This is a genomic window from Pantoea sp. ARC270 (assembly GCF_003236725.1).
Taxonomy (GTDB): domain Bacteria; phylum Pseudomonadota; class Gammaproteobacteria; order Enterobacterales; family Enterobacteriaceae; genus Pantoea; species Pantoea anthophila.
The window spans coordinates 193899-213446 of sequence record NZ_PUGA01000010.1 but is presented as its reverse complement, the minus strand read 5'-3'; the positions used below and the strand labels follow the sequence as shown (position 1 = coordinate 213446).

Annotated in this window: 19 protein-coding genes; 10 read left to right on the top strand and 9 right to left on the bottom strand. The window is 58.3% G+C overall.

Features of this window, described 5'->3' with window-relative positions:
• Positions 1 to 127: 127 nt before the first annotated feature.
• Entirely contained in the window at positions 128 to 1108 is a 981-nt protein-coding gene (locus CKF42_RS07510) for a LacI family DNA-binding transcriptional regulator (protein WP_046100706.1), read from the top strand.
• 1 nt (position 1109) lies between these two features.
• On the opposite strand, the gene CKF42_RS07505 is transcribed toward CKF42_RS07510, so the two are convergent.
• Positions 1110 to 1712, bottom strand: coding sequence for a LysE family translocator (locus tag CKF42_RS07505; RefSeq protein WP_009087637.1), 603 nt, complete (start codon positions 1710 to 1712; stop codon positions 1110 to 1112).
• Between the two features lie 58 nt (positions 1713 to 1770).
• Between CKF42_RS07505 and CKF42_RS07500 the strand changes: the two genes are divergently transcribed.
• From CKF42_RS07500 to CKF42_RS07490, 3 genes are all read left to right on the top strand, one after another.
• A complete protein-coding gene (locus CKF42_RS07500) occupies positions 1771 to 2787 on the top strand; it encodes a hydrolase (RefSeq protein ID WP_046100708.1) in 1017 nt (338 codons plus the stop codon).
• Between the two features lie 4 nt (positions 2788 to 2791).
• Positions 2792 to 3010 (top strand): YheU family protein, encoded by a 219-nt coding sequence (locus CKF42_RS07495; protein ID WP_009087640.1) that lies wholly within the window; start codon positions 2792 to 2794, stop codon positions 3008 to 3010.
• A gap of 61 nt (positions 3011 to 3071) precedes the next feature.
• Positions 3072 to 3941 (top strand): phosphoribulokinase, encoded by an 870-nt coding sequence (locus CKF42_RS07490; protein ID WP_009087643.1) that lies wholly within the window; start codon positions 3072 to 3074, stop codon positions 3939 to 3941.
• Positions 3942 to 4420: 479 nt separating this feature from the next.
• Here the strand turns inward: CKF42_RS07490 and CKF42_RS07480 are convergent, their stop codons facing one another.
• On the bottom strand, positions 4421 to 4825 hold the full coding sequence (locus tag CKF42_RS07480; protein WP_009087644.1) for an OsmC family protein: 405 nt from the start codon (positions 4823 to 4825) through the stop codon (positions 4421 to 4423).
• Between the two features lie 303 nt (positions 4826 to 5128).
• Here CKF42_RS07480 and crp point away from each other — a divergent pair, with 303 nt between their 5' ends.
• Together crp and CKF42_RS07470 are read left to right on the top strand one after the other, a co-directional pair.
• On the top strand, positions 5129 to 5761 hold the full coding sequence (crp, locus tag CKF42_RS07475; protein ID WP_003852956.1) for a cAMP-activated global transcriptional regulator CRP: 633 nt from the start codon (positions 5129 to 5131) through the stop codon (positions 5759 to 5761).
• A 57-nt stretch (positions 5762 to 5818) separates the two neighbouring features.
• Positions 5819 to 7906, top strand: a complete 2088-nt coding sequence (locus CKF42_RS07470; protein ID WP_111207893.1) for a YccS/YhfK family putative transporter — start codon at positions 5819 to 5821, stop codon at positions 7904 to 7906.
• Here the strand turns inward: CKF42_RS07470 and CKF42_RS07465 are convergent.
• From CKF42_RS07465 to ppiA, 5 genes are all read right to left on the bottom strand, one after another.
• Positions 7896 to 9116 carry an aspartate aminotransferase family protein gene (locus tag CKF42_RS07465; protein WP_009087648.1) on the bottom strand — a complete coding sequence of 407 codons (1221 nt, stop codon included), beginning with the start codon at positions 9114 to 9116 and terminating at the stop codon, positions 7896 to 7898. The two genes, CKF42_RS07470 and CKF42_RS07465, sit on opposite strands and share 11 nt — an antisense overlap.
• An 81-nt stretch (positions 9117 to 9197) precedes the next feature.
• A complete protein-coding gene (locus CKF42_RS07460) occupies positions 9198 to 9773 on the bottom strand; it encodes an aminodeoxychorismate/anthranilate synthase component II (RefSeq protein WP_009087650.1) in 576 nt (191 codons plus the stop codon).
• Between the two features lie 41 nt (positions 9774 to 9814).
• Positions 9815 to 10408: a putative adenosine monophosphate-protein transferase Fic gene (locus tag CKF42_RS07455; RefSeq protein WP_111207892.1), complete on the bottom strand. Its 594-nt coding sequence runs from the start codon at positions 10406 to 10408 to the stop codon at positions 9815 to 9817.
• Positions 10398 to 10568: a YhfG family protein gene (locus CKF42_RS07450; RefSeq protein ID WP_009087653.1), complete on the bottom strand. Its 171-nt coding sequence runs from the start codon at positions 10566 to 10568 to the stop codon at positions 10398 to 10400. The genes CKF42_RS07455 and CKF42_RS07450 overlap by 11 nt, the downstream gene beginning before the upstream one ends.
• A gap of 99 nt (positions 10569 to 10667) precedes the next feature.
• Positions 10668 to 11240 (bottom strand): peptidylprolyl isomerase A, encoded by a 573-nt coding sequence (gene ppiA / locus CKF42_RS07445; RefSeq protein ID WP_111207891.1) that lies wholly within the window; start codon positions 11238 to 11240, stop codon positions 10668 to 10670.
• 263 nt (positions 11241 to 11503) lie between these two features.
• Here ppiA and tsgA point away from each other — a divergent pair, with 263 nt between their 5' ends.
• Positions 11504 to 12682 (top strand): MFS transporter TsgA, encoded by a 1179-nt coding sequence (gene tsgA, locus CKF42_RS07440; protein WP_046100712.1) that lies wholly within the window; start codon positions 11504 to 11506, stop codon positions 12680 to 12682.
• Between the two features lie 35 nt (positions 12683 to 12717).
• On the opposite strand, the gene CKF42_RS07435 is transcribed toward tsgA, so the two are convergent.
• A complete protein-coding gene (locus tag CKF42_RS07435) occupies positions 12718 to 13995 on the bottom strand; it encodes a cytosine deaminase (protein ID WP_304598456.1) in 1278 nt (425 codons plus the stop codon).
• A 215-nt stretch (positions 13996 to 14210) separates the two neighbouring features.
• Between CKF42_RS07435 and nirB the strand changes: the two genes are divergently transcribed.
• The 3 genes from nirB to cysG are packed head-to-tail and all read left to right on the top strand — an operon-like array spanning position 14211 to position 18483.
• The gene (gene nirB, locus CKF42_RS07430) at positions 14211 to 16751 is read left to right on the top strand and encodes a nitrite reductase large subunit NirB (protein ID WP_111207889.1); all 2541 of its coding nucleotides are present in this window, start codon (positions 14211 to 14213) and stop codon (positions 16749 to 16751) included.
• Positions 16748 to 17074, top strand: a complete 327-nt coding sequence (nirD, locus tag CKF42_RS07425) for a nitrite reductase small subunit NirD (protein WP_111207888.1) — start codon at positions 16748 to 16750, stop codon at positions 17072 to 17074. The genes nirB and nirD overlap by 4 nt, the downstream gene beginning before the upstream one ends.
• Before the next feature lie 44 nt (positions 17075 to 17118).
• Positions 17119 to 18483 (top strand): siroheme synthase CysG, encoded by a 1365-nt coding sequence (gene cysG, locus CKF42_RS07420; protein ID WP_111207887.1) that lies wholly within the window; start codon positions 17119 to 17121, stop codon positions 18481 to 18483.
• A gap of 55 nt (positions 18484 to 18538) precedes the next feature.
• On the opposite strand, the gene trpS is transcribed toward cysG, so the two are convergent.
• A complete protein-coding gene (trpS, locus tag CKF42_RS07415; protein WP_111207886.1) occupies positions 18539 to 19540 on the bottom strand; it encodes a tryptophan--tRNA ligase in 1002 nt (333 codons plus the stop codon).
• Between the last annotated feature and the right edge of the window lie 8 nt (positions 19541 to 19548).

The window sequence follows — 19548 nt, the reverse complement described above, 5'->3', positions numbered from 1 at the left end:
CAAACCTAAGTCAGAAATCGCAAATGCTGAAAATAGCTAAAGTAAGCAAAAATGTCAGGCGCTCACATTGTCCCTGTGATATTGATATGTGTTCCCATTCATTGCCTGTTAAGGTCTCAGTAACCCGATGTCGATTGAGAAAGTCGCTCAGCTGGCTGGCGTCTCCAAAGCCACGGTATCGCGGGTACTCAACGCGCATCCTGGCGTCAAGCCCGATACGCGTGAGAAAGTTCTGGCGGCGATCTCTGCCTGCGACTATCAGCCCAACTTACTGGCACGTCAGCTGCGTACGGCGCAAAGCCACATGCTGCTGGTGCTGATCTCAGATATCACCAATCCCTTCTGCTCGCGCGTGGTGCAGGGGATAGAGGCAGAAGCCGAACTGCATGGCTATCACATCCTGCTCTGCAACTCCGCTTCGCAGCTGCAGCGGGAAGCCGCCTATCTGAGTTTGCTGACCGGGAAAGTGGTGGATGGCGTGATTACCATGGATGCCGCGTCGGGCTTGCAGGATTTGCAGGCGCTGATTGCCGGTGCGCCGTGGGTGCAGTGTTGCGAGTTTGATCCGACGATCCCCGCCTCCTCGGTCACCATCGATCATCTTGAAGCTGCGCGTGACACCGTCCATTACCTTGCCGGTAAAGGACGTAAACGCATCGGGCTGGTGAATGGCGATATGCGCTACCTCTATTCACATCATCGTGAAAAGGGCTACCGGCAGGCACTGGAAGAGCTGGAGTATCCCTGGTCTGGCGTCGCTTATACCGATGAAATTTCCCCTGAGGCGGGCAGTCAGGCCGTGAAGGAGCTGCTGGCGCTACCGGAACCGCCGGATGCAGTGTTTGCGGTTTCCGATGTGCTGGCGGTGGGCGTGGTGCATGCGGCACTGGAGGCAGGTCTGCGCGTACCGGAAGATCTGGCGGTGGTCGGTTTTGATGGGATTCCGTTCACCCGCAGCCTGAATCCGCCGCTGACCACCATCGAACAGCCGATGAACCAGCTGGGCGCTCGCAGCGTGCAGCTGCTGTTGCAGAAGATCCGTAATCCGAACGCGTCAGTGGTTCGCGAAGTACTGCCCTGGACGCGCGTTGAACGCGCATCCAGTTAACTCAGTGCCAGATTAACAGCACGCAGGCGGCAGTCAGCAGCCCCATGGCGAGGTTGAAGATTTTCCAGGCGCGACGGCTGCGCAGAATGCGGCCAATCATCGCGCCGAATCCCATCCAGATTGCGCCCGACAGCAGATTGACCATAAACATGCCGATGCTTATCGCGGCAATCGAATGGCGATAAGCGTCCCCTGCCAGGCTGAAGCTGGCGACTGCGCCCAGCGCCATCAGCCAGGCTTTGGGGTTGATCAGCTGCAGCACGCCTCCCTGCCAGAATGGCATCGGCGCATCCGGGCCCTGGTCAGTTTCCAGCTTTTCATAGCTGGCTGTGGCGATTTTCCACGCCAGCCAGAGCAGATAGAGGCTGCCGGCGATTTTCAGCATCAGATGCAGTGACGGATAGAGCAGGATCAGGCCACCCACCCCAAAGGCCACCATCAGCAGCATCACCTGCATGCCGATCATGATGCCAATCATCAGCGGAATGGTGCGCACAAAGCCAAAATTAGCGCCCGAGGCGGTGAGTAACATATTATTAGGGCCTGGCGTGATGGCAGCGACCCAGAGAAACCCTAACATCGATAAGAAAAGACTCAGTTCCATGGCAATCGGGTACTCCTTACCCCTGCAAGAAAAAACCTTTCGAAGCTAACAGTGTGATATGGAACAGACAAGCTTTTACCCCATGAAATTTACCGGACCCGGAAATGAGCGCTTTATCCCGCCGGGCTCACTGCGTAATGCGCATCTGCAGACCGTGCTGCCGCGCCTGTTGCGGCGCCATGTCACTCTCCAGCCCCACTGGCAGCGTCTCGATCTGCCGGATGGCGATTTTGTCGACCTCGCCTGGAGCGAAGATCCGCACACGGCGCAGCATAAACCGCGTGTGGTGCTGTTTCACGGTCTCGAAGGCAGTTTTCACAGCCCCTATATCCATGGCCTGATGGCCATCTGCCGTGCGCGCGGCTGGCTGGCGGTGGTGATGCATTTTCGCGGCTGCAGCGGCGAGCCTAACCGGCTGAACCGGATCTATCACTCCGGCGAAACGGACGATGCCCGCTTTTTCCTGCAGTGGCTGCACCGCCGCTGGGGACGCGTGCCCACCGCCGCCGTAGGCTTCTCGCTGGGCGGCAATATGCTGGGCTGCCTGCTGGGTCAGCAGGGTGCAGACGCCGGGGTTGATGCGGGCGTGATCGTCTCCGCCCCGCTGCAGCTGGAACCCTGCAGCCTGAGACTGGAGCGCGGCTTTTCCCGCGTCTATCAGTACTATCTGCTGGCGCAACTGAAGAAAAATGCCCGCCGCAAGCTACACGCCTGGCCGGATACGCTGCCGGTCAATCTGGCGCAGCTGAAAGCCCTGCGGCGACTGCGCGATTTTGATGACGCGATCACCGCCCGTGCCCACGGGTTTGCGGATGCGACCGACTACTATCAGCGTGCCAGCGCCATGCCGTGGCTGAAGCAGGTCGAAACACCGCTGCTGATCATCCATGCGAAAGACGATCCCTTTATGAGCGATGAGGTGATCCCGCACAGCAGCCAATTATCTGCCACTATTACTTATCAACTGAGCCCACACGGCGGCCACGTCGGCTTTGTCGGTGGAACGTTACGTCAGCCCGAAATGTGGCTGGAACAGCGCATCCCCCAGTGGATCGCCCCTATTCTGGATAACTGATCGCGTGATTATTCCCTGGCAACAGGTCTCTCCGGAGACCCTCGAAAACCTGATTGAAACGTTTGTGCTGCGCGAAGGCACCGACTATGGCGAACAGGAGCGCAGCCTGGTCGACAAGGTCGCGGATGTGCGTCGGCAGCTGGAGTCTGGCGAAGTGGTGCTGGTATGGTCGGAACTGCATGAGTCGGTCAATATTATGCCGCGCAAAGAATTTCGCGGCTGATGCACCGGCGGGCATTTCATGATAACAATGCTCATTGCCCGACCACACAGGGAGCTTTTCTATGTCTGCTCGTCATCCCATTATCGCGGTGACCGGTTCCAGCGGCGCAGGAACCACCACCACCAGCCTCGCGTTTCGCAAAATCTTCCAGCAGCTAAATCTGCATGCGGCGGAGCTGGAAGGCGACAGCTTTCATCGCTTTACCCGTCCTGAAATGGATATGGCGATTCGTAAAGCGCGCGATTTAGGACGTCACGTCAGCTATTTCGGCCCGGAGGCCAACGACTTTGGCCTGCTGGAGCAGAGTTTCAAAGAGTATGGTCAAAGCGGACAGGGCCAGTCGCGTAAATATCTGCACACCTATGATGAGGCGGTGCCGTGGAATCAGGTGCCTGGCACCTTTACGCCGTGGCAGCCGCTGCCGCAGGACACCGATATTCTGTTCTACGAAGGCCTGCATGGCGGCGTGGTTACCGCGCAGCATAACGTCGCAGAGCAGGTGGATCTGCTGGTGGGCGTGGTGCCGATTGTTAACCTTGAATGGATTCAGAAGCTGGTGCGGGACACCAGCGAGCGCGGCCACTCCCGCGAGGCAGTGATGGATTCGGTGGTGCGGTCGATGGAGGATTACATCAACTTTATTACGCCTCAGTTCTCCCGCACCCATATTAACTTTCAGCGCGTCCCGACCGTGGATACCTCGAACCCGTTTGCCGCCCGCGCTATCCCGTCACTGGATGAGAGCTTTGTAGTGATCCACTTTCAGGGACTGGAGGATATCGACTTCCCCTATCTGCTGGCGATGCTGCAGGGGTCGTTTATCTCGCACATTAATACCCTGGTGGTGCCTGGCGGTAAAATGGGGCTGGCGATGGAGCTGATCATGGGGCCGCTGGTGAAGCGGCTGATGGAAGGTAAACGGATAGAGTAAGGGGTCAGCAAAAAACCCTCAGAGAGCAGATGCCTTTCGCAAAAATGTAAAACCGGTTTTTCTGCGGATTAAGGCTTACTGCTGAGCAGGCTTCAGGGAGCTCGCTACAGACACACCCTGATCACAAAGAATCTGACAGCAGCATATAAGCTCAACACGCAGGGAACCGGGTCAGAAGAGGAAAGCGTCCCGCCGCCCGGATAAAACGCCGGGAGCGTTTTTGAACAACGCAACGTGTTGGCCCGGCTACGGGCGCACCTCAGGGATGAGGTGCGTAATCGCGCGGGCCGAGCGGCCATGGATTGGCTCAAGCGACTTTCCGATCTGACCCGGTTTCCTGCGCAGGCACGGCCTGACAGCGAACCACCACAAATCGATCCGACCCGGTTTTCTGCGCAGGCACAGTCTCAAAGTGAATTCCCCCATCCAGGCACGGCCTCACACCGGACAGCCAGCAACTTTAAAAAAACCTGCGGCTATTACAGCTCAACCACCTCATAGCTGTGCGTCATCGTCACCCCTTTCCCCAGCATGATGGCCACCGAACAATATTTTTCAGCAGAAAGATCCACCGCGCGTGAGACCGCTTTATCCTGGAGTGCTTTGCCACTCACGATAAAATGCAGGTTGATGTGCGTAAAGATTCGCGGCGCCTCTTCACGACGTTCTGAGGTCAGTTTTACTTCACAATCAGCCACATCGTTGCGGCCTTTTTGCAGAATTGATACCACGTCGATCGCGCTGCATCCGCCCGCCGCCATCAGCACCATCTCCATTGGGCTGGGCGCTTTATCCCCTGAATTGCCATCCATAAGGATCTGATGGCCGGAGGATGACTCACCAAGGAATGTCATCCCTTCTACCCATTTCACTCTTGCCTGCATGATTTTTGCTCCGGAATACGCTGTTTTGTCGCCAGAGTACGCTTTCGCCTGATAAACAGCAATCCAGAGAAATCCGCCCTTAGCTGAAGCGAGACAACAGAAGACAGTCGGCAAAAGCTGTGCTACAAACAGAGCTGAAAATATTTTTCGTCACCCGATGGCGAAGCCGGGAAGAATGATGCGCACTGCGCCTGATGCGGCCCGAATAATTTCCTGAAAAGGAAACGCTTGAAGCTTTCACCGCCTGACAGGGAAAACTGCCCCCTGTATTTTGGGCACGATTACAACAGAGGATAATAGCGAATGGTTCTCGGCAAACCGCAAACAGACCCTACACTCGAATGGTTCCTGTCCCATTGCCATATTCACAAGTATCCATCCAAAAGTACGCTGATTCACCAAGGTGAAAAAGCTGAAACGCTTTACTACATCGTGAAAGGTTCCGTCGCGGTTCTGATTAAAGATGAAGAAGGCAAAGAGATGATTCTTTCCTACCTCAATCAGGGGGATTTCATCGGCGAGCTTGGCCTGTTTGAAGAAGGTCAGGAGCGCAGCGCCTGGGTACGTGCAAAAAGCGCGTGCGAAGTGGCGGAGATCTCCTACAAGAAATTCCGCCAGCTGATTCAGGTGAACCCTGACATCCTGATGCGACTCTCGTCGCAGATGGCGCGTCGCCTGCAGGTGACGTCAGAAAAAGTGGGTAACCTCGCTTTCCTCGACGTGACCGGACGCATTGCACAGACGCTGCTTAACCTGGCGAAACAGCCAGATGCCATGACGCATCCCGACGGCATGCAAATTAAAATTACCCGTCAGGAAATTGGCCAGATTGTAGGTTGTTCACGCGAAACCGTGGGCCGTATTCTGAAGATGCTGGAAGATCAGAACCTGATCTCTGCACACGGCAAAACCATCGTCGTTTACGGCACCCGCTAATTCCTGTCATCCACGGCGTGATGTTCGCATCACGCCGTTATTGTTTGTGCTGAGCCGATGTGGCGTCGAATTATTTATCACCCTGAAGTGAACTATGCCCTGCGGCAAACGCTGGTGCTCTGCCTGCCGGTCGCGCTGGGCTGGCTGGCTGGCGACCTGCAAAAAGGTCTGCTGTTCTCGTTAGTCCCCGCCTGCTGCAACATTGCCGGTCTCGATACCCCGCATAAACGCTTCTTCAAACGTCTGATTGTGGGCGGCAGCCTGTTTGCGCTTGGCAGCTTCCTGATCCAGTGGCTTACCCTGCATGCGGTTCCGCTGCCGCTGATCCTGTTTGCGATGCCCCTGTTGCTGGGCGTCACCGGGGAGATCAGCCCGCTGCATGGCCGCCTGCTCTCCGGCACCCTCATCGCCGCTATTTTTACCCTGAGCCTGACGGGCCGCATGCCCATCTATGTGCCGCCGCTGCTCTATATCGGCGGCACCCTCTGGTATGGCGTGTTTAACTGGTTCTGGTTCTGGCTGTGGAAAGAGCAGCCGATGCGCGAAAGCCTGAGCCTGATCTACCGCGAGCTGGCGAACTACTGCGATGCCAAATATACCCTGCTGACGCAGCTGACCGATCCGGAGAAGGCCCTGCCGCCGCTGCTGGCTCGCCAGCAGAAAGTGGTCGATTTGATCAACACCTGTTATCAGCAGATGCATATGCTGTCGGCGAGCCGCGACAATAGCCATAAACGGCTGACGCGCGCCTTTCAGGTGGCGCTGGATCTGCAGGAGCACATCTCGGTCAGCCTGCACCGGCCGGAAGAGGTGCAGAAACTGGTTGAGCAGAGCCATGCTGAAGCGGTGATCCGCTGGAACGCCAAAACCATCTCAGCCCGGCTGCGGGTGCTGGCCGATACCATTCTCTACCACCAGTTAGCCGATCGTTTTGCGATGGATAAAGAGCTTGGCGCGCTGGAGAAGATCGCCCGTCAGCATCCCGACAATCCGGTGGGCCACTTCTGCCTTTATCACTTCAACCGCATTGCGCGGGTGCTGCGCACCCAGAAGCCGCTTTACCAGCGCGATCTGATGGCTGACCGCCAGCGCCGTCTGCCGCTGCTCCCGGCACTGCGCAGCTACCTCTCATTTCGCTCCTCAGCGCTGCGCACTGCCGGTCGCTTTGCGGTCATGCTGATGCTGGGCAGCGCGCTGGCGCTCTTCTTCAACATCCCTAAGCCCTACTGGATTCTGATGACGATCATGTTCGTCAGCCAGAACGGCTACAGCGCCACCCGCGTCCGTATCCAGCACCGTGCGCTCGGCACCTTTGCCGGCCTGGTGGTCGCGGCGGCCACACTGCGTCTGGCGGTGCCGGAACCTGTCGTCCTGCTGGTGATGCTGGCGATTACCTTCATCAGCTATCGCTTTACCCGTCAGTTTTATGGCTGGTCGATGATTGGCTTTACGGTCACTGCGGTTTACTCGCTGCAGCTCCTCTCACTGAATGGCGCGCAGTTTCTGCTGCCGCGACTGATGGATACGCTGATGGGCTGCCTGATCGCCTTTGGCGGCATGATCTGGCTCTGGCCGCAGTGGCAGAGTGGCTTACTGCGGCAAAATGCCCATGACGCGCTGGAAACCTATCAGGATGCGCTGCGCCTCCTGCTGGGAGAGGAACAGGCACCCGGCAAGCTGGCTTATCAGCGCGTGCAGGTGAATCAGGCGCACAATGCGCTGTTTAACTCGCTGAATCAGGCGATGCAGGAGCCGGGTTTCAACGCCCAGTATCTGAAAGATATGCGGCTCTGGGTCACGCACAGCCAGTTTATCGTCGAGCACATCAATGCGATGACCATTCTGGCGCGTGAGCACACCATGCTGACCCCCTCGCTGGCGGAACGTTACCTGCAATCCTGTGAGATCGCGCTGCAACGCTGTCAGCAGCGGCTGGAATATGAGGGTGCCAGTTCGCAGGTTAATCTGCTGGATGAGCTGGGGAATATCAGTGAAGGACCGGTAACGGTGGTAGAGCAGCATGTGCGACGCATTCTCGATCATCTCAGCGTCATGCACACCATCTCCTCGCTGGCGTGGAGCCAGCGACCACAACATGGCCGCTGGCTGATCAGACACTTACGGAAAAAATCTGCTAGCCGTTGAGCACTTTGCCGACAGCCGTGGCAAAGCGGCTCATGCCCTCTTCGATGTCAGCAGGCTCGATGATCAGCGACGGGGCAAAACGCATCACGTCGGTGCCGGCGACCAGCACCATCACGCCTTCAGCGGCCGCGGCATTGAGGATATCGCGCGACCGTCCGGCATGCTGCGGTTTCAGCGCCGCGCCAATCAGCAGCCCCTTGCCGCGAATATCGCTGAACAGATCGTACTTCGCATCGATAGCCTGTAAGGCGTTCACAAAGTGCTGACGACGCGCCTCAACGCCTGACAGTACCTCTGGCGTATTGATGATATCGAGTGCGGTTTCGGCAATCGCACAGGCCAGCGGGTTGCCGCCGTAGGTGGTGCCATGCACGCCTGGCGCCATCGTCGAGGCGATCTCATTGGTGGTCAGCATGGCGCTGACCGGGAAACCGCCGCCCAGCGCTTTGGCTGAGGTCAGGATATCGGGCTGAACACCATAGTGCTCATAGGCGAACAGCTTGCCGCTGCGGCCCATACCGCTCTGCACTTCGTCCAGCACCAGCAGCGCCTGATGCTTATCGCACAGCTCACGCAGTCCCTGCATAAAGGCCTGCGTCGCGGGCATCACGCCGCCTTCGCCCTGAATCGGTTCCACCACGATGGCACAGGTGTGATCGTCGATAACCGCTTTTACCGCCTCCAGGTCATTGAACGGCACATGCACGATGTCCGCCGGTTTCGGGCCGAAGCCGTCTGAATATTTTGGCTGACCGCCAACCGTGACGGTAAACAGCGTCCGCCCGTGGAAGGCGTTATGAAAGGCGATGATCTTACTTTTGAAAGGGCTGTGACGTTTGCAGGCGTAGTAACGCGCCAGCTTAAAGGCGGCTTCGTTCGCTTCGGCACCGGAGTTAGCAAAGAAAACGCGCTCCGCAAAGGTGGACTGGATCAGCTTACTGGCCAGGCGCAGGGCCGGTTCGTTGGTGAAAACGTTGCTGGTATGCCACAGCGTTTCGCCCTGGCTTTTCAGCGCCTCCACCAGCGCCGGATGGCAGTGGCCCAGTGCGGTGACGGCGATCCCGCCGGAGAAATCGATATACTCTTTGCCCTGCTGATCCCATACACGACTGCCTTTGCCTTTTACCGGCACAAACTGCGCAGGTGCATAAACAGGCAAAATAACGTTATCGAACGTCTCCCGGGTAACCGCAATTTTTTCCGCCGCCATTGATGACCCCATTTGAATGATAGTTGTGCAACATTGAAATAATAATCACAAAATATGCATAAAAAATCACTCAAAGGCAACTTATTGCGTCAGGAAATTGCGCAGCAGCTGATGACCCTGCTCGCTGAGAATGCTCTCGGGATGAAACTGCACGCCTTCCAGCGCCAGCGTTTTGTGGCGGAAACCCATGATCTCGTCAGGCTCACCGTCGCGCAGACTCCAGGCGGTGACCTCGAACGCATCGGGCAGCGTCTCGCGCTGCACGATCAGCGAATGGTAACGGGTGACAGTCAGGGGATTGTTGAGATTGCGGAACACACCTTTGCCGGTGTGCTGAATGGCGGAGGTTTTGCCGTGCATCACCTGACGGGCGCGCACCACCTGCGCACCATACGCCTGCGCGATAGCCTGATGACCCAGACAAACGCCCAGCACCGGCAGCTGCCCGGCAAAGTGGCGGATGGCCGCCAGTGAGATCCCCGACTCCGAAGGCGTACAGGGGCCAGGGGAGATCACCAGATGGGTCAGCGGTAAGGCAGCCATCTGCTCCAGCGTGATGGCGTCATTGCGCACCACCTTAACCTGCGCATCCAGTTCGCAGAAATATTGATAAAGATTCCAGGTAAAGGAGTCGTAGTTGTCGATAAGCAGCAGCATGACTGATCCAGAATGATAAACCGCGCCGCTATTCTACGTGGTTAAGCCGCCTCACTCACCACTTTCGCAAAAACCGCCTCCAGCGGAGCCAGATCGCCCGCCACACCTGCCTGATTGGCCGCTTTCCAGCTCTCCGCATCGGTCTCTTCCCACGTCAGCAGATACCCGGCATGCAGCGCCAGCTGTTCGAAGAAGATGCGCTGGGCCCGCCCGTTGCCATGGCGGAACGGATGCAGCATGTTGATTTCACAATAGTAGTGGGCGATACGCGGGATAAAGGCGTCACGCGGGAGGTCAGCCAGCCCCTTCTCCTCTTCCAGCGCGGCCATCAGGGCGTTGCCCTCTTTTTCGATATATTCGAAATGACAGAACGGCGTCTCATCGCGCCAGATATCAATGGTGCGCAGTTCACCGGCCCAGCTGTAGAGATCCTGGAACAGGGTGCGGTGAATCTGACGCAGCCAGGGCAAACCGGGGTTGCGGGGCCCCAGTTCCAGCGTGGCGAGACGCGCCGCACTGAAGCTCAGCTCCGCCTTACGCAACTGGGCGGCATCGTGAATGTCGGCCAGATTTTTCAGCACATTGTCGTGCTGCCACAGGTAAGGGTCCTGGCTGACGGCGCTGTTAGAGTCCATATTGCCTCCTCAGGGACGCCAGACGCGTTTCCGCATCGTCACTCTTCACGCTGATCTCATTCGGTGTGAAGCCCTCCAGCCGACAGCTGGCCTGATAGCTGGCGCTGCGCCGCTGTTGCCACAGTGTGACCTTCTGTTTTTCGGTGAGTTTGTTCGCCATGCCGCCTCCTGCTCAGGTTTTTGCCCTAAGTATAAGAGCAAATTCTGGCTTTGCCGGAGGCGGCGGGCGATCGCCATCCGCAGATGGCGACAAAAGGCGTTAAGGCAGGACTTTCGCGGAGAGGATAACGACCGGTTTAGACGGGACATTCTGGTAAGGGCCAACATCTTTGGTCGGCACCTGAGAAATTTTTTCAACCACATCCTGGCCTTTCACAATCTTACCGAAAACGGCGTAGCCAAAATCGCGCTGTCCATGGTCAAGGAAGGCGTTATCCGCCACGTTGAGGAAGAACTGGCTGGTCGCGCTGTCTTTATCCGCAGTACGCGCCATCGAGATGGTGCCACGCAGGTTGCGCAGGCCATTATCGGCTTCATTTTTGATCGGCGCGTTGGTCTGCTTCTGCTGCATATCGGTAGTGAAACCGCCGCCCTGCACCATAAAGCCCGGGATCACGCGGTGAAAAATGGTGTTGTTGTAAAAACCGCTGTTAACGTAATCAACGAAGTTTTTTACGGTAACCGGCGCTTTCTGGTTATTCAGTTCGAGTTCGATATTACCGGCGGAGGTGGTAAGCAGAACGTGCGTGTCGCCTTTTGCGGCCAGCGCTTGGGCGGAAACAGAGGAGAGCGCTAACAGGGTAATGGCCGCTGTTAAAGTACGTTTGAACATGAAAGATTCCTTACCCTGGAGAGTGGGGATCGAAAAAAGTGATTAAGTGTAAAGAGCATGGAATACAAGAGCCAGCGTTTTACCTATATTTACGCTGCCTGCGCAAAAGCGAGACGCAAACGTTAACCCTCAGCAATTACGTGATTAAAATCACACAACACATGAAATTTGGATCTGTAGTTTCACTGCTTGTTTATTAAGATCACAGTTCCGTTTACACTTTCTGACACTTTTTGGCACCCGGTCCCTAACAGGTTCAGAACATGACAAACCGAAATCGTATTGGCCTTACCTGGATAAGCTTTTTCTCCTATGCGCTGACGGGCGCACTGGTAATCGTTACCGGCATGGTAATGGGCGATATCGCAAAAGATTTCCAGATCCCTGTCTCCAGCATGAGTAACACCTTCACCTTCCTCAACAGCGGCATTCTGGCTGCGGTCTTCCTGAATGCCTGGCTGATGGTGATTGTGCCCCTGAAGCGCCAGCTGATTTTCGGCTTCGTTCTGATGGTCCTGGCGATCGTCGGATTGATGACCAGCCGCGATCTGACCATCTTCTCGCTCTGTATGTTTGTGCTGGGCGTGGTCAGCGGCATTACCATGTCGATCGGCACCTTCCTGATCACCCATCTGTATGAGGGTCGTCAGCGTGGTTCCCGCCTGCTCTTCACGGACTCCTTCTTCAGCATGGCGGGCACGCTGTTTCCGGTACTGGCCGGGATCCTGCTGGCGCGTCAGCTGCCGTGGTACTGGGTCTACGTCTGCATCGGCTTCATCTACGTCGCGATCTTCATCATGACGCTGTGTGTGGAGTTCCCGGTGCTGCGCAAGCCTGAAAACAGCCCGACGGTGGAAAAAGAGAAATGGGGTCTGGGCGTGCTGCTGCTGGCAGTGGCGGCTCTCTGCTACATTCTCGGCCAGCTTGGCTTCATCTCCTGGGTGCCGGAATATGCCACCAAAGTCATGGGCATGAACATCAATGATGCCGGACAGCTGGTGGGCAGCTTCTGGACAGCCTACATGGTCGGCATGTGGGTCTTCAGCTTCCTGCTGCGCTTCTTCGACCTGCAGCGCATTCTGATGGTGCTGGCGGGTCTGGCCACGGTGCTGATGTACTGGTTCGTCAGCAGCAACGATGCCGGCATGCTGAAATGGATCATCATGATTCTTGGCTTCAGCTCCAGTGCGATCTACACCACCATCATCACGCTGGGTTCGCTGCAGACCAAAGTCGCCTCACCGAAGCTGGTCAACTTTATCCTGACCTGTGGCACCGTCGGCACCATGCTGACCTTCGTAGTGACGGCGCCTATCGTTGAGAAAAGCGGAGTGCATACCGCACTGGCGACCGCCAACGCGCTTTACGCGGTGGTGTTTGTCATGTGTGCGCTGCTCGGCTTTGTCAGCCGTCATCGTACGCACGGTCACATCACGCATTAATGCTTCAGGGCGGCGATTTATCGCCGCCCTGCTCGTTAACGCCGGAAATCTACGCGCTCCCGCTCCCGCCAGTAAATTTCACTTTCCGCTGGTTTTGTCTCCGCCACCACCACACCACGCCGCACCGAGTAGCGCACCGGAACCTGCCTTCTCACCGCATCAAAGCCACTCTCAGCCGGCAGAATGATCAGGCTCGCCTCGTTGCCGCTCTGAATGCCATAGCCTGCAAGCTGCATCGTCTTCGCGCTGTTATGCGTAATCAGATCCAGCCCCGCATCAATCTGCTCGTAGCCCATCAGCTGACAGACATGTAAGCCCATGTGCAGCACCTGCAGCATGCTGGCGGTGCCCAGCGGATACCAGGGATCAAACACATCGTCGTGGCCGAAGCAGACGTTGATCTCCGCCTCCAGCATCTCTTTCACCCGCGTAATGCCGCGCCGCTTAGGATAGGTGTCGAAACGCCCCTGCAGATGAATATTGACCAGCGGGTTCGCGACAAAGTTAATGCCCGACAGCTTCAGCAGGCGGAACAGCCGCGAAGTGTAGGCACCGTTATAGGAGTGCATGGCGGTGGTGTGGCTGGCGGTCACGCGTGCGCCGTTGCCGTCGCGGTGGGCCAGCGCCGCCACGGTTTCCACAAAGCGCGACTGCTCATCATCGATCTCATCGCAGTGAACATCGATCAGCCGGTCGTAGCGGTTCGCCAGCGCAAAGGTCTTATGCAGCGACTCCACGCCATATTCGCGGGTAAATTCATAGTGCGGAATCGCCCCGACCACATCAGCACCCAGCCGCAGCGCCTCCTCCAGCAGCGCCTCCCCGTTGGGATAGGAGAGGATCCCCTCCTGCGGAAAGGCGACGATCTGCAGGGTTATCCAGGGGGCCACCTCCGCCTTCAGCTCCAGCATCGCTTTGAGCGCCGTCAGGGAGGGATCGGAGACGTCAACGTGGGTGCGAACAAACTGGATGCCGTTGGCGATTTGCCATTTCAGCGTCTGCATCGCCCGCTGTTTAACATCCTCGTGACTGAGCATCGCCTTGCGTTCCACCCAGCGCTCTATGCCTTCAAACAGGGTGCCGGACTGATTCCACGCGGGCTGACCCGCGGTCTGGGTGGTATCCAGATGAATGTGTGGCTCAATAAAGGGCGCACAGGCCAGACCGCCCTCGCCGTCCAGCGTCTGATTGGCCGGTGTCGCCTGCTGGGGCTGGGCCGAGAGGCGGACAATGCTGCCGTCGGCAATTTCGATCTGCCACAGACCTTCCCGCCAGGGTAAACGCACGTTGTTAATCCACTTGGGTGACCGCATTGCCATCTCCTTATCCGGGTTTTGGTTAAAACTAGCACGAATCGTCGTCCCGGCGGCAATACCGGATTATCAGCGGGTTAGCCCTTCCGGATAAAATCAATTCAAATCAACCACCTAACCCTAAATAGGTATATGGACGGGTGGTTGATGTACATCAATAAGCGCCAGAAAGGGCGCGCTATTGTAGCCGCAGAAATCGCAAATCTGAGGCAAAAATGAGCAAGCACAATGTCGTCGTTATCGGTAACGGCATGGTCGGCCACCGCTTCATAGAAGAGTTAATGGAGAAAGCGGAACCTGACCAGTTTTCGCTGACCGTCTTTTGTGAAGAACCGCGCGTCGCCTACGATCGTGTCCACCTCTCGGCTTACTTCTCCCACCACACCGCAGAAGAACTCTCGCTGGTGTGTAAAGGGTATTACGAGAAACATCAGGTCACGCTGCTGCTGGGCGAGCGCGCCATCACCCTTAACCGTGATGAGAAACTGATCCACTCCAGCACCGGTCGCACGGTCCGCTACGACACGCTGATTTTTGCCACCGGCTCTTATCCCTGGGTCCCGCCGATTAAGGGAGCGGACGGCAGCGACTGCTTTGTCTATCGCACTCTTGAGGATCTTGATGCGATTGAGGCCTGCTCACGCCGCAGCACACGTGGCGCGGTGATTGGCGGGGGTCTGCTGGGCCTGGAAGCGGCGGGTGCCCTGAAAAATCTGGGCATCGAAACCCACGTCATAGAATTTGCCCCCGTGCTGATGGCAGAACAGCTGGATCAGCAAGGCGGAGAGCAGCTCCGTCGCAGGATCGAAGAGATGGGTGTACGGGTCCACACCGGCAAAAATACCCAACAGATTGTGCATCATGAACAGGGCGGCAAAACACTGCAGTTTGCCGATGGCAGCACGCTGGCGGTCGATTTTATCGTCTTCTCCACCGGTATCCGTCCGCAGGACGCGCTGGCGAAGCAGTGTGGCTTGACGCTGGGGCCGCGCGGCGGCATCGCGATTGATGACCAGTGCCGCACCAGCGACCCCGCCATCTACGCGATCGGCGAGTGTGCCGCCTGGCAGAACCGCGCCTATGGCCTGGTGGCACCGGGGTACAAAATGGCCCAGGTCGCCAGCGACCATCTGCTGGGCCGCGACAATGCCTTTACCGGCGCGGACATGAGCGCGAAGCTCAAGCTGCTCGGGGTCGATGTCGGCGGGATTGGCGATACGCGCGGCACCACACCGGGCGCCCGCAGCGTGGTCTGGCTGGACGAAGGCAAATCGATCTATAAACGCCTGATTCTCAGTGAGGATCAGAAAACCCTGCTGGGGGCCGTGCTGGTGGGCGACACCCGCGACTATGGCAACCTGCTGCAGCTGGTGCTGAACGCGATTCCGCTGCCTGACCAGCCGGAAGCGCTGATTCTGCCCACAGGCAGCGGTGAAAAACCGGCTATCGGCGTCGACTCTCTGCCGGAGAGCGCGCAAATCTGCTCCTGCTTCGACGTCACTAAAGGCGATATTGTGCAGGCGGTCCAGGCGGGCTGCCACACCGTGGCTGCACTGAAAACCACCACCCGTGCAGGCACCGGCTGCGGCGGCTGTATTCCGCTGCTCACACAGGTGCTCAACAGTGAGCTCAGCCGCCAGGGGATTGCGGTCAGCGACCATCTTTGCGCCCATTTTGCGTATTCCCGTCAGGCGCTGTATCACCTGATTCAGGTAGAAGAGATCAAAACCTTTGATGAACTGCTGGCCCGCTATGGCCAGGGCTACGGCTGTGAGGTCTGCAAGCCCACGGTGGGTTCGCTGCTCGCCTCCTGCTGGAATGAATATGTGCTCAAACCCCAGCACGCCCCGCTGCAGGACAGCAATGACCTCTGCCTGGGCAATATTCAGAAGGATGGCACCTACTCCGTGATCCCGCGCTCCCCCGGTGGGGAAATCACGCCGCAGGGACTGAAAGCGATAGGTGAGATCGCCGGACGCTACCAGCTCTACACCAAAATTACCGGCTCACAGCGCATCGGCCTTTTCGGGGCGCAGAAAGATGATCTGCCCGCCATCTGGTCACAGCTGATCGACGCCGGCTTCGAAACCGGCCAGGCCTACGCTAAGGCACTGCGAATGGCGAAAACCTGCGTCGGCAGCGCCTGGTGCCGCTATGGAGTCGGCGACAGTCTCGCTCTGGGCGTGACGCTGGAGAACCGTTACAAAGGCATCCGCACCCCGCATAAGATGAAATTTGGCGTCTCCGGCTGCACCCGCGAGTGCGCGGAAGCCCAGGGGAAAGATGTCGGCATCATTGCCACCGAAAAAGGCTGGAACCTTTACGTCTGCGGCAACGGCGGCATGAAGCCGCGGCATGGCGACCTGCTGGCCGCCGATCTGGATCAGGAGACCCTGATCGCCGCGCTTGACCGCTTCATGATGTTCTATATCCGTACTGCCGATCGTCTGCAGCGCACCTCGCTGTGGCTGGAGAGCATGGAGGGCGGCATCGACTATCTGCGTTCGGTGATCATGGATGACCGGCTCGGTCTCAACAGCCAGCTGGAGCAGCAGCTGGCTGCGCTGCGCGCCACTGTCCGCTGCGAATGGAAAGTGACGCTGGAAGAGGAACCGTCCCTGTCGCGCTTCGCCCACTTTATCAACTCGCCGCAGCGCGACCCTGGCATACAGCGGGTGGCCGAACGCGACCAGCACCGTCCGGCCCGCGCCGATGAGCGTATTGCCATCACCCTGACAGAGGAGACGAAATTATGAGCCAGTGGCATCCGGTGTGCGCGCTGACGCAGATCCTGCCCGCAACGGGCGTCTGTGCGCTGGTCAACGGCGAGCAGATCGCCATCTTCCGTCCACGCAATGATGAACAGCTCTATGCCATCAGCAATATCGACCCGTTCGCCGGGGCCAGTGTGCTGTCGCGCGGCATCATCGCGGAACATCAGGATGCGCTCTGGGTGGCCAGCCCGCTGAAAAAGCAGCGTTTTCGTCTCAGCGATGGTGTCTGTATGGAGGATGCCTCGCGCAACGTGGCCGCCTGGCCGGTGCGGGTCAATGCCGGACAGGTCGAAGTCTGCCTGTAACTCTCTTCACAGCCCGCTCCGGCGGGCTTTTTTAAGGATCGCTGATGGACTACTTCCCCCTCTTCTGCCGCCTGCAGGGCCGGCGCTGTCTGCTGGTGGGTGCGGGTGATGTGGCGGAGCGCAAAGCCCGCCTGCTGCTGGAAGCCGGTGCCGAACTCCGGGTGGGTGCCCCTGATTTTTCGCCCGCCTTCCGGGCGTGGGCACAGCAGCGTGCGGTTACGCTGCTGCCGGGACATTTCGATCCGCACTGGCTGAACGGCTGCTGGCTGGTGGTGGCCGCCACCAGCGACAACGCGGTCAATCAGCAGGTGGCGGAAGCGGCGGAAAGGCAGCAGATCTTCTGCAACCTGGTGGATGCACCGCAGCAGGCCAGCGCGATTGTGCCATCGATCATCGATCGTTCCCCGCTGATGGTGGCGGTGTCGTCCGGCGGACGGGCGCCGGTGCTGGTGCGCCTGCTGCGGGAGAAGCTGGAGGCGAGGCTGCCGCAACATCTCGGCCAGCTGGCGCAGCTGGCCGGTCACCTGCGCGCGCGGGTGAAAAAGCAGTATGGCACGCCAGATGCCCGCCGCCGCTTCTGGGAGCGCTTCTTTCACAGCGAGCGACTGGCGCAATCGCTGGCGAACGGCGACAGGCCGCGTGCAGAGCAGATCGCTGACGCGCTTTTTGACGCCGATCCGGCCCGCCAGGGGGAGGTGGCGCTGGTCGGTGCCGGGCCGGGCGATGCCGGACTACTCACCCTGAAGGGCTTACAGCTTATTCAGCAGGCGGACGTCATCGTCTATGACCGCCTGGTCTCCGATGCGGTCCTGAAGCTGGTGCGCCGCGATGCCGAGCGTATCTTCGTGGGTAAACGCGCCGGACATCACTGCGTGCCGCAGGCGTCGATTAATCAGCTGCTCTGCGAACAGGCGCAGCGCGGAAAGCGGGTGGTACGGCTGAAAGGGGGCGATCCCTTTATCTTTGGACGGGGCGGCGAAGAGCTGGAGGCGCTGGCGCAGCAGCAGATCCCCTTCAGCGTGGTGCCGGGGATCACCGCCGCGTCAGGCTGTGCGGCCTACAGCGGCATTCCGCTGACCCACCGCGATCATGCGCAGAGCGTCAGGCTGGTTACCGGCCATCTGCAGAAAACGGGCACCCTCGCCTGGCAGACGCTGGCGGCGGAACAGCAGACGCTGGTCTTTTACATGGGGCTGACGCAGGCCGGAGAAATTCAGCAGCAGCTGATCCGACACGGGATGCGCAGCGATATGCCGGTGGCGCTGGTGGAAAACGGCACCAGCACGCGTCAGCGCGTGGTGACCGGAATACTGAATGAGCTTGAAGCGTTAGCCGATCAGGTGAGCAGCCCCAGCCTGATGATCATCGGCAGCGTGGTGAGTCTGCGCGACAGCCTGCGCTGGTTCTGAATGAGCAAATAAAAACGGCGGGCACAGTGCCCGCCGTTTTTTATCTGCTCAGCCGTTACGGCATCGCAACGAAGCCCACCGCCTCATACACCTTCTTCAGGGTGTCCTGCGCCTGTGCGCGTGCTTTCGCCGCACCATCACGCATCACCTGCTCCAGCAGCGCTTCGTCGTTGCGGAAGGTGTGATAACGTTCCTGCAGCTCAGAGAGCATGCCCGACACCGCATCCGCCACCGCGCCTTTCAGATGGCCATACATCTTGCCCTCAAACGCCTGCTCAAGCTCGGCGATACTCTGACCGGTCACGCCCGACAGAATATCCAGCAGGTTAGAGACGCCCGCCTTCTCTTTCACGTCGTAGCGCACCACTGGTGGCTCTTCAGAGTCGGTGACGGCGCGTTTAATCTTCTTCACCACCGCTTTCGGATCTTCCAGCAGGCCGATCACGTTGTTGCGGTTGTCGTCAGACTTGGACATCTTCTTCGTCGGTTCCAGCAGCGACATTACGCGCGCGCCAGACTTCGGAATGAACGGCTCCGGCACCTTGAAGATGTCGCCATACAGCGCATTGAAACGATGCGCGATATCACGGCTCAGCTCCAGATGCTGTTTCTGATCTTCACCAACCGGCACCTGATGGGTCTGATAGAGCAGAATGTCCGCCGCCATCAGCACCGGATAGTCGAACAGACCGGCATTGATGTTCTCTTCGTAGCGTGCGGATTTATCCTTGAACTGCGTCATGCGGCTCAGCTCACCGAAATAGGCGTAGCAGTTCAGGATCCAGCTCAGCTGCGTATGCTCCGGCACATGGGACTGAACAAAGATGGTGCTTTTTTGCGGGTCGATGCCGCAGGCAAGATAGAGCGCCAGCGTGTCCAGCGTCGCTTTACGCAGTGCGGCAGGGTCCTGACGCACGGTGATAGCATGCAGATCAACGATGCAGTAAATGCAGTGGTAATCATCCTGCATCTGCACCCACTGACGCAGCGCACCCATATAGTTGCCGATGGTCAGTTCGCCGGACGGCTGTGCGCCGCTGAAAACGATGGGTTTCATACTTAAGT

Coding starts and splice junctions, on each gene's coding strand:
- CKF42_RS07510 (WP_046100706.1), top strand. CDS start 128: ATGTCGATTGAGAAAGTCGCTCAGCTGGCTGGCGTCTCCAAAGCCACG.
- CKF42_RS07505 (WP_009087637.1), bottom strand. CDS start 1,712: ATGGAACTGAGTCTTTTCTTATCGATGTTAGGGTTTCTCTGGGTCGCT.
- CKF42_RS07500 (WP_046100708.1), top strand. CDS start 1,771: ATGGAACAGACAAGCTTTTACCCCATGAAATTTACCGGACCCGGAAAT.
- CKF42_RS07490 (WP_009087643.1), top strand. CDS start 3,072: ATGTCTGCTCGTCATCCCATTATCGCGGTGACCGGTTCCAGCGGCGCA.
- CKF42_RS07480 (WP_009087644.1), bottom strand. CDS start 4,825: ATGCAGGCAAGAGTGAAATGGGTAGAAGGGATGACATTCCTTGGTGAG.
- crp (WP_003852956.1), top strand. CDS start 5,129: ATGGTTCTCGGCAAACCGCAAACAGACCCTACACTCGAATGGTTCCTG.
- CKF42_RS07470 (WP_111207893.1), top strand. CDS start 5,819: ATGTGGCGTCGAATTATTTATCACCCTGAAGTGAACTATGCCCTGCGG.
- CKF42_RS07465 (WP_009087648.1), bottom strand. CDS start 9,116: ATGGCGGCGGAAAAAATTGCGGTTACCCGGGAGACGTTCGATAACGTT.
- CKF42_RS07460 (WP_009087650.1), bottom strand. CDS start 9,773: ATGCTGCTGCTTATCGACAACTACGACTCCTTTACCTGGAATCTTTAT.
- CKF42_RS07455 (WP_111207892.1), bottom strand. CDS start 10,408: ATGGACTCTAACAGCGCCGTCAGCCAGGACCCTTACCTGTGGCAGCAC.
- CKF42_RS07450 (WP_009087653.1), bottom strand. CDS start 10,568: ATGGCGAACAAACTCACCGAAAAACAGAAGGTCACACTGTGGCAACAG.
- ppiA (WP_111207891.1), bottom strand. CDS start 11,240: ATGTTCAAACGTACTTTAACAGCGGCCATTACCCTGTTAGCGCTCTCC.
- tsgA (WP_046100712.1), top strand. CDS start 11,504: ATGACAAACCGAAATCGTATTGGCCTTACCTGGATAAGCTTTTTCTCC.
- CKF42_RS07435 (WP_304598456.1), bottom strand. CDS start 13,995: ATGCGGTCACCCAAGTGGATTAACAACGTGCGTTTACCCTGGCGGGAA.
- nirB (WP_111207889.1), top strand. CDS start 14,211: ATGAGCAAGCACAATGTCGTCGTTATCGGTAACGGCATGGTCGGCCAC.
- nirD (WP_111207888.1), top strand. CDS start 16,748: ATGAGCCAGTGGCATCCGGTGTGCGCGCTGACGCAGATCCTGCCCGCA.
- cysG (WP_111207887.1), top strand. CDS start 17,119: ATGGACTACTTCCCCCTCTTCTGCCGCCTGCAGGGCCGGCGCTGTCTG.
- trpS (WP_111207886.1), bottom strand. CDS start 19,540: ATGAAACCCATCGTTTTCAGCGGCGCACAGCCGTCCGGCGAACTGACC.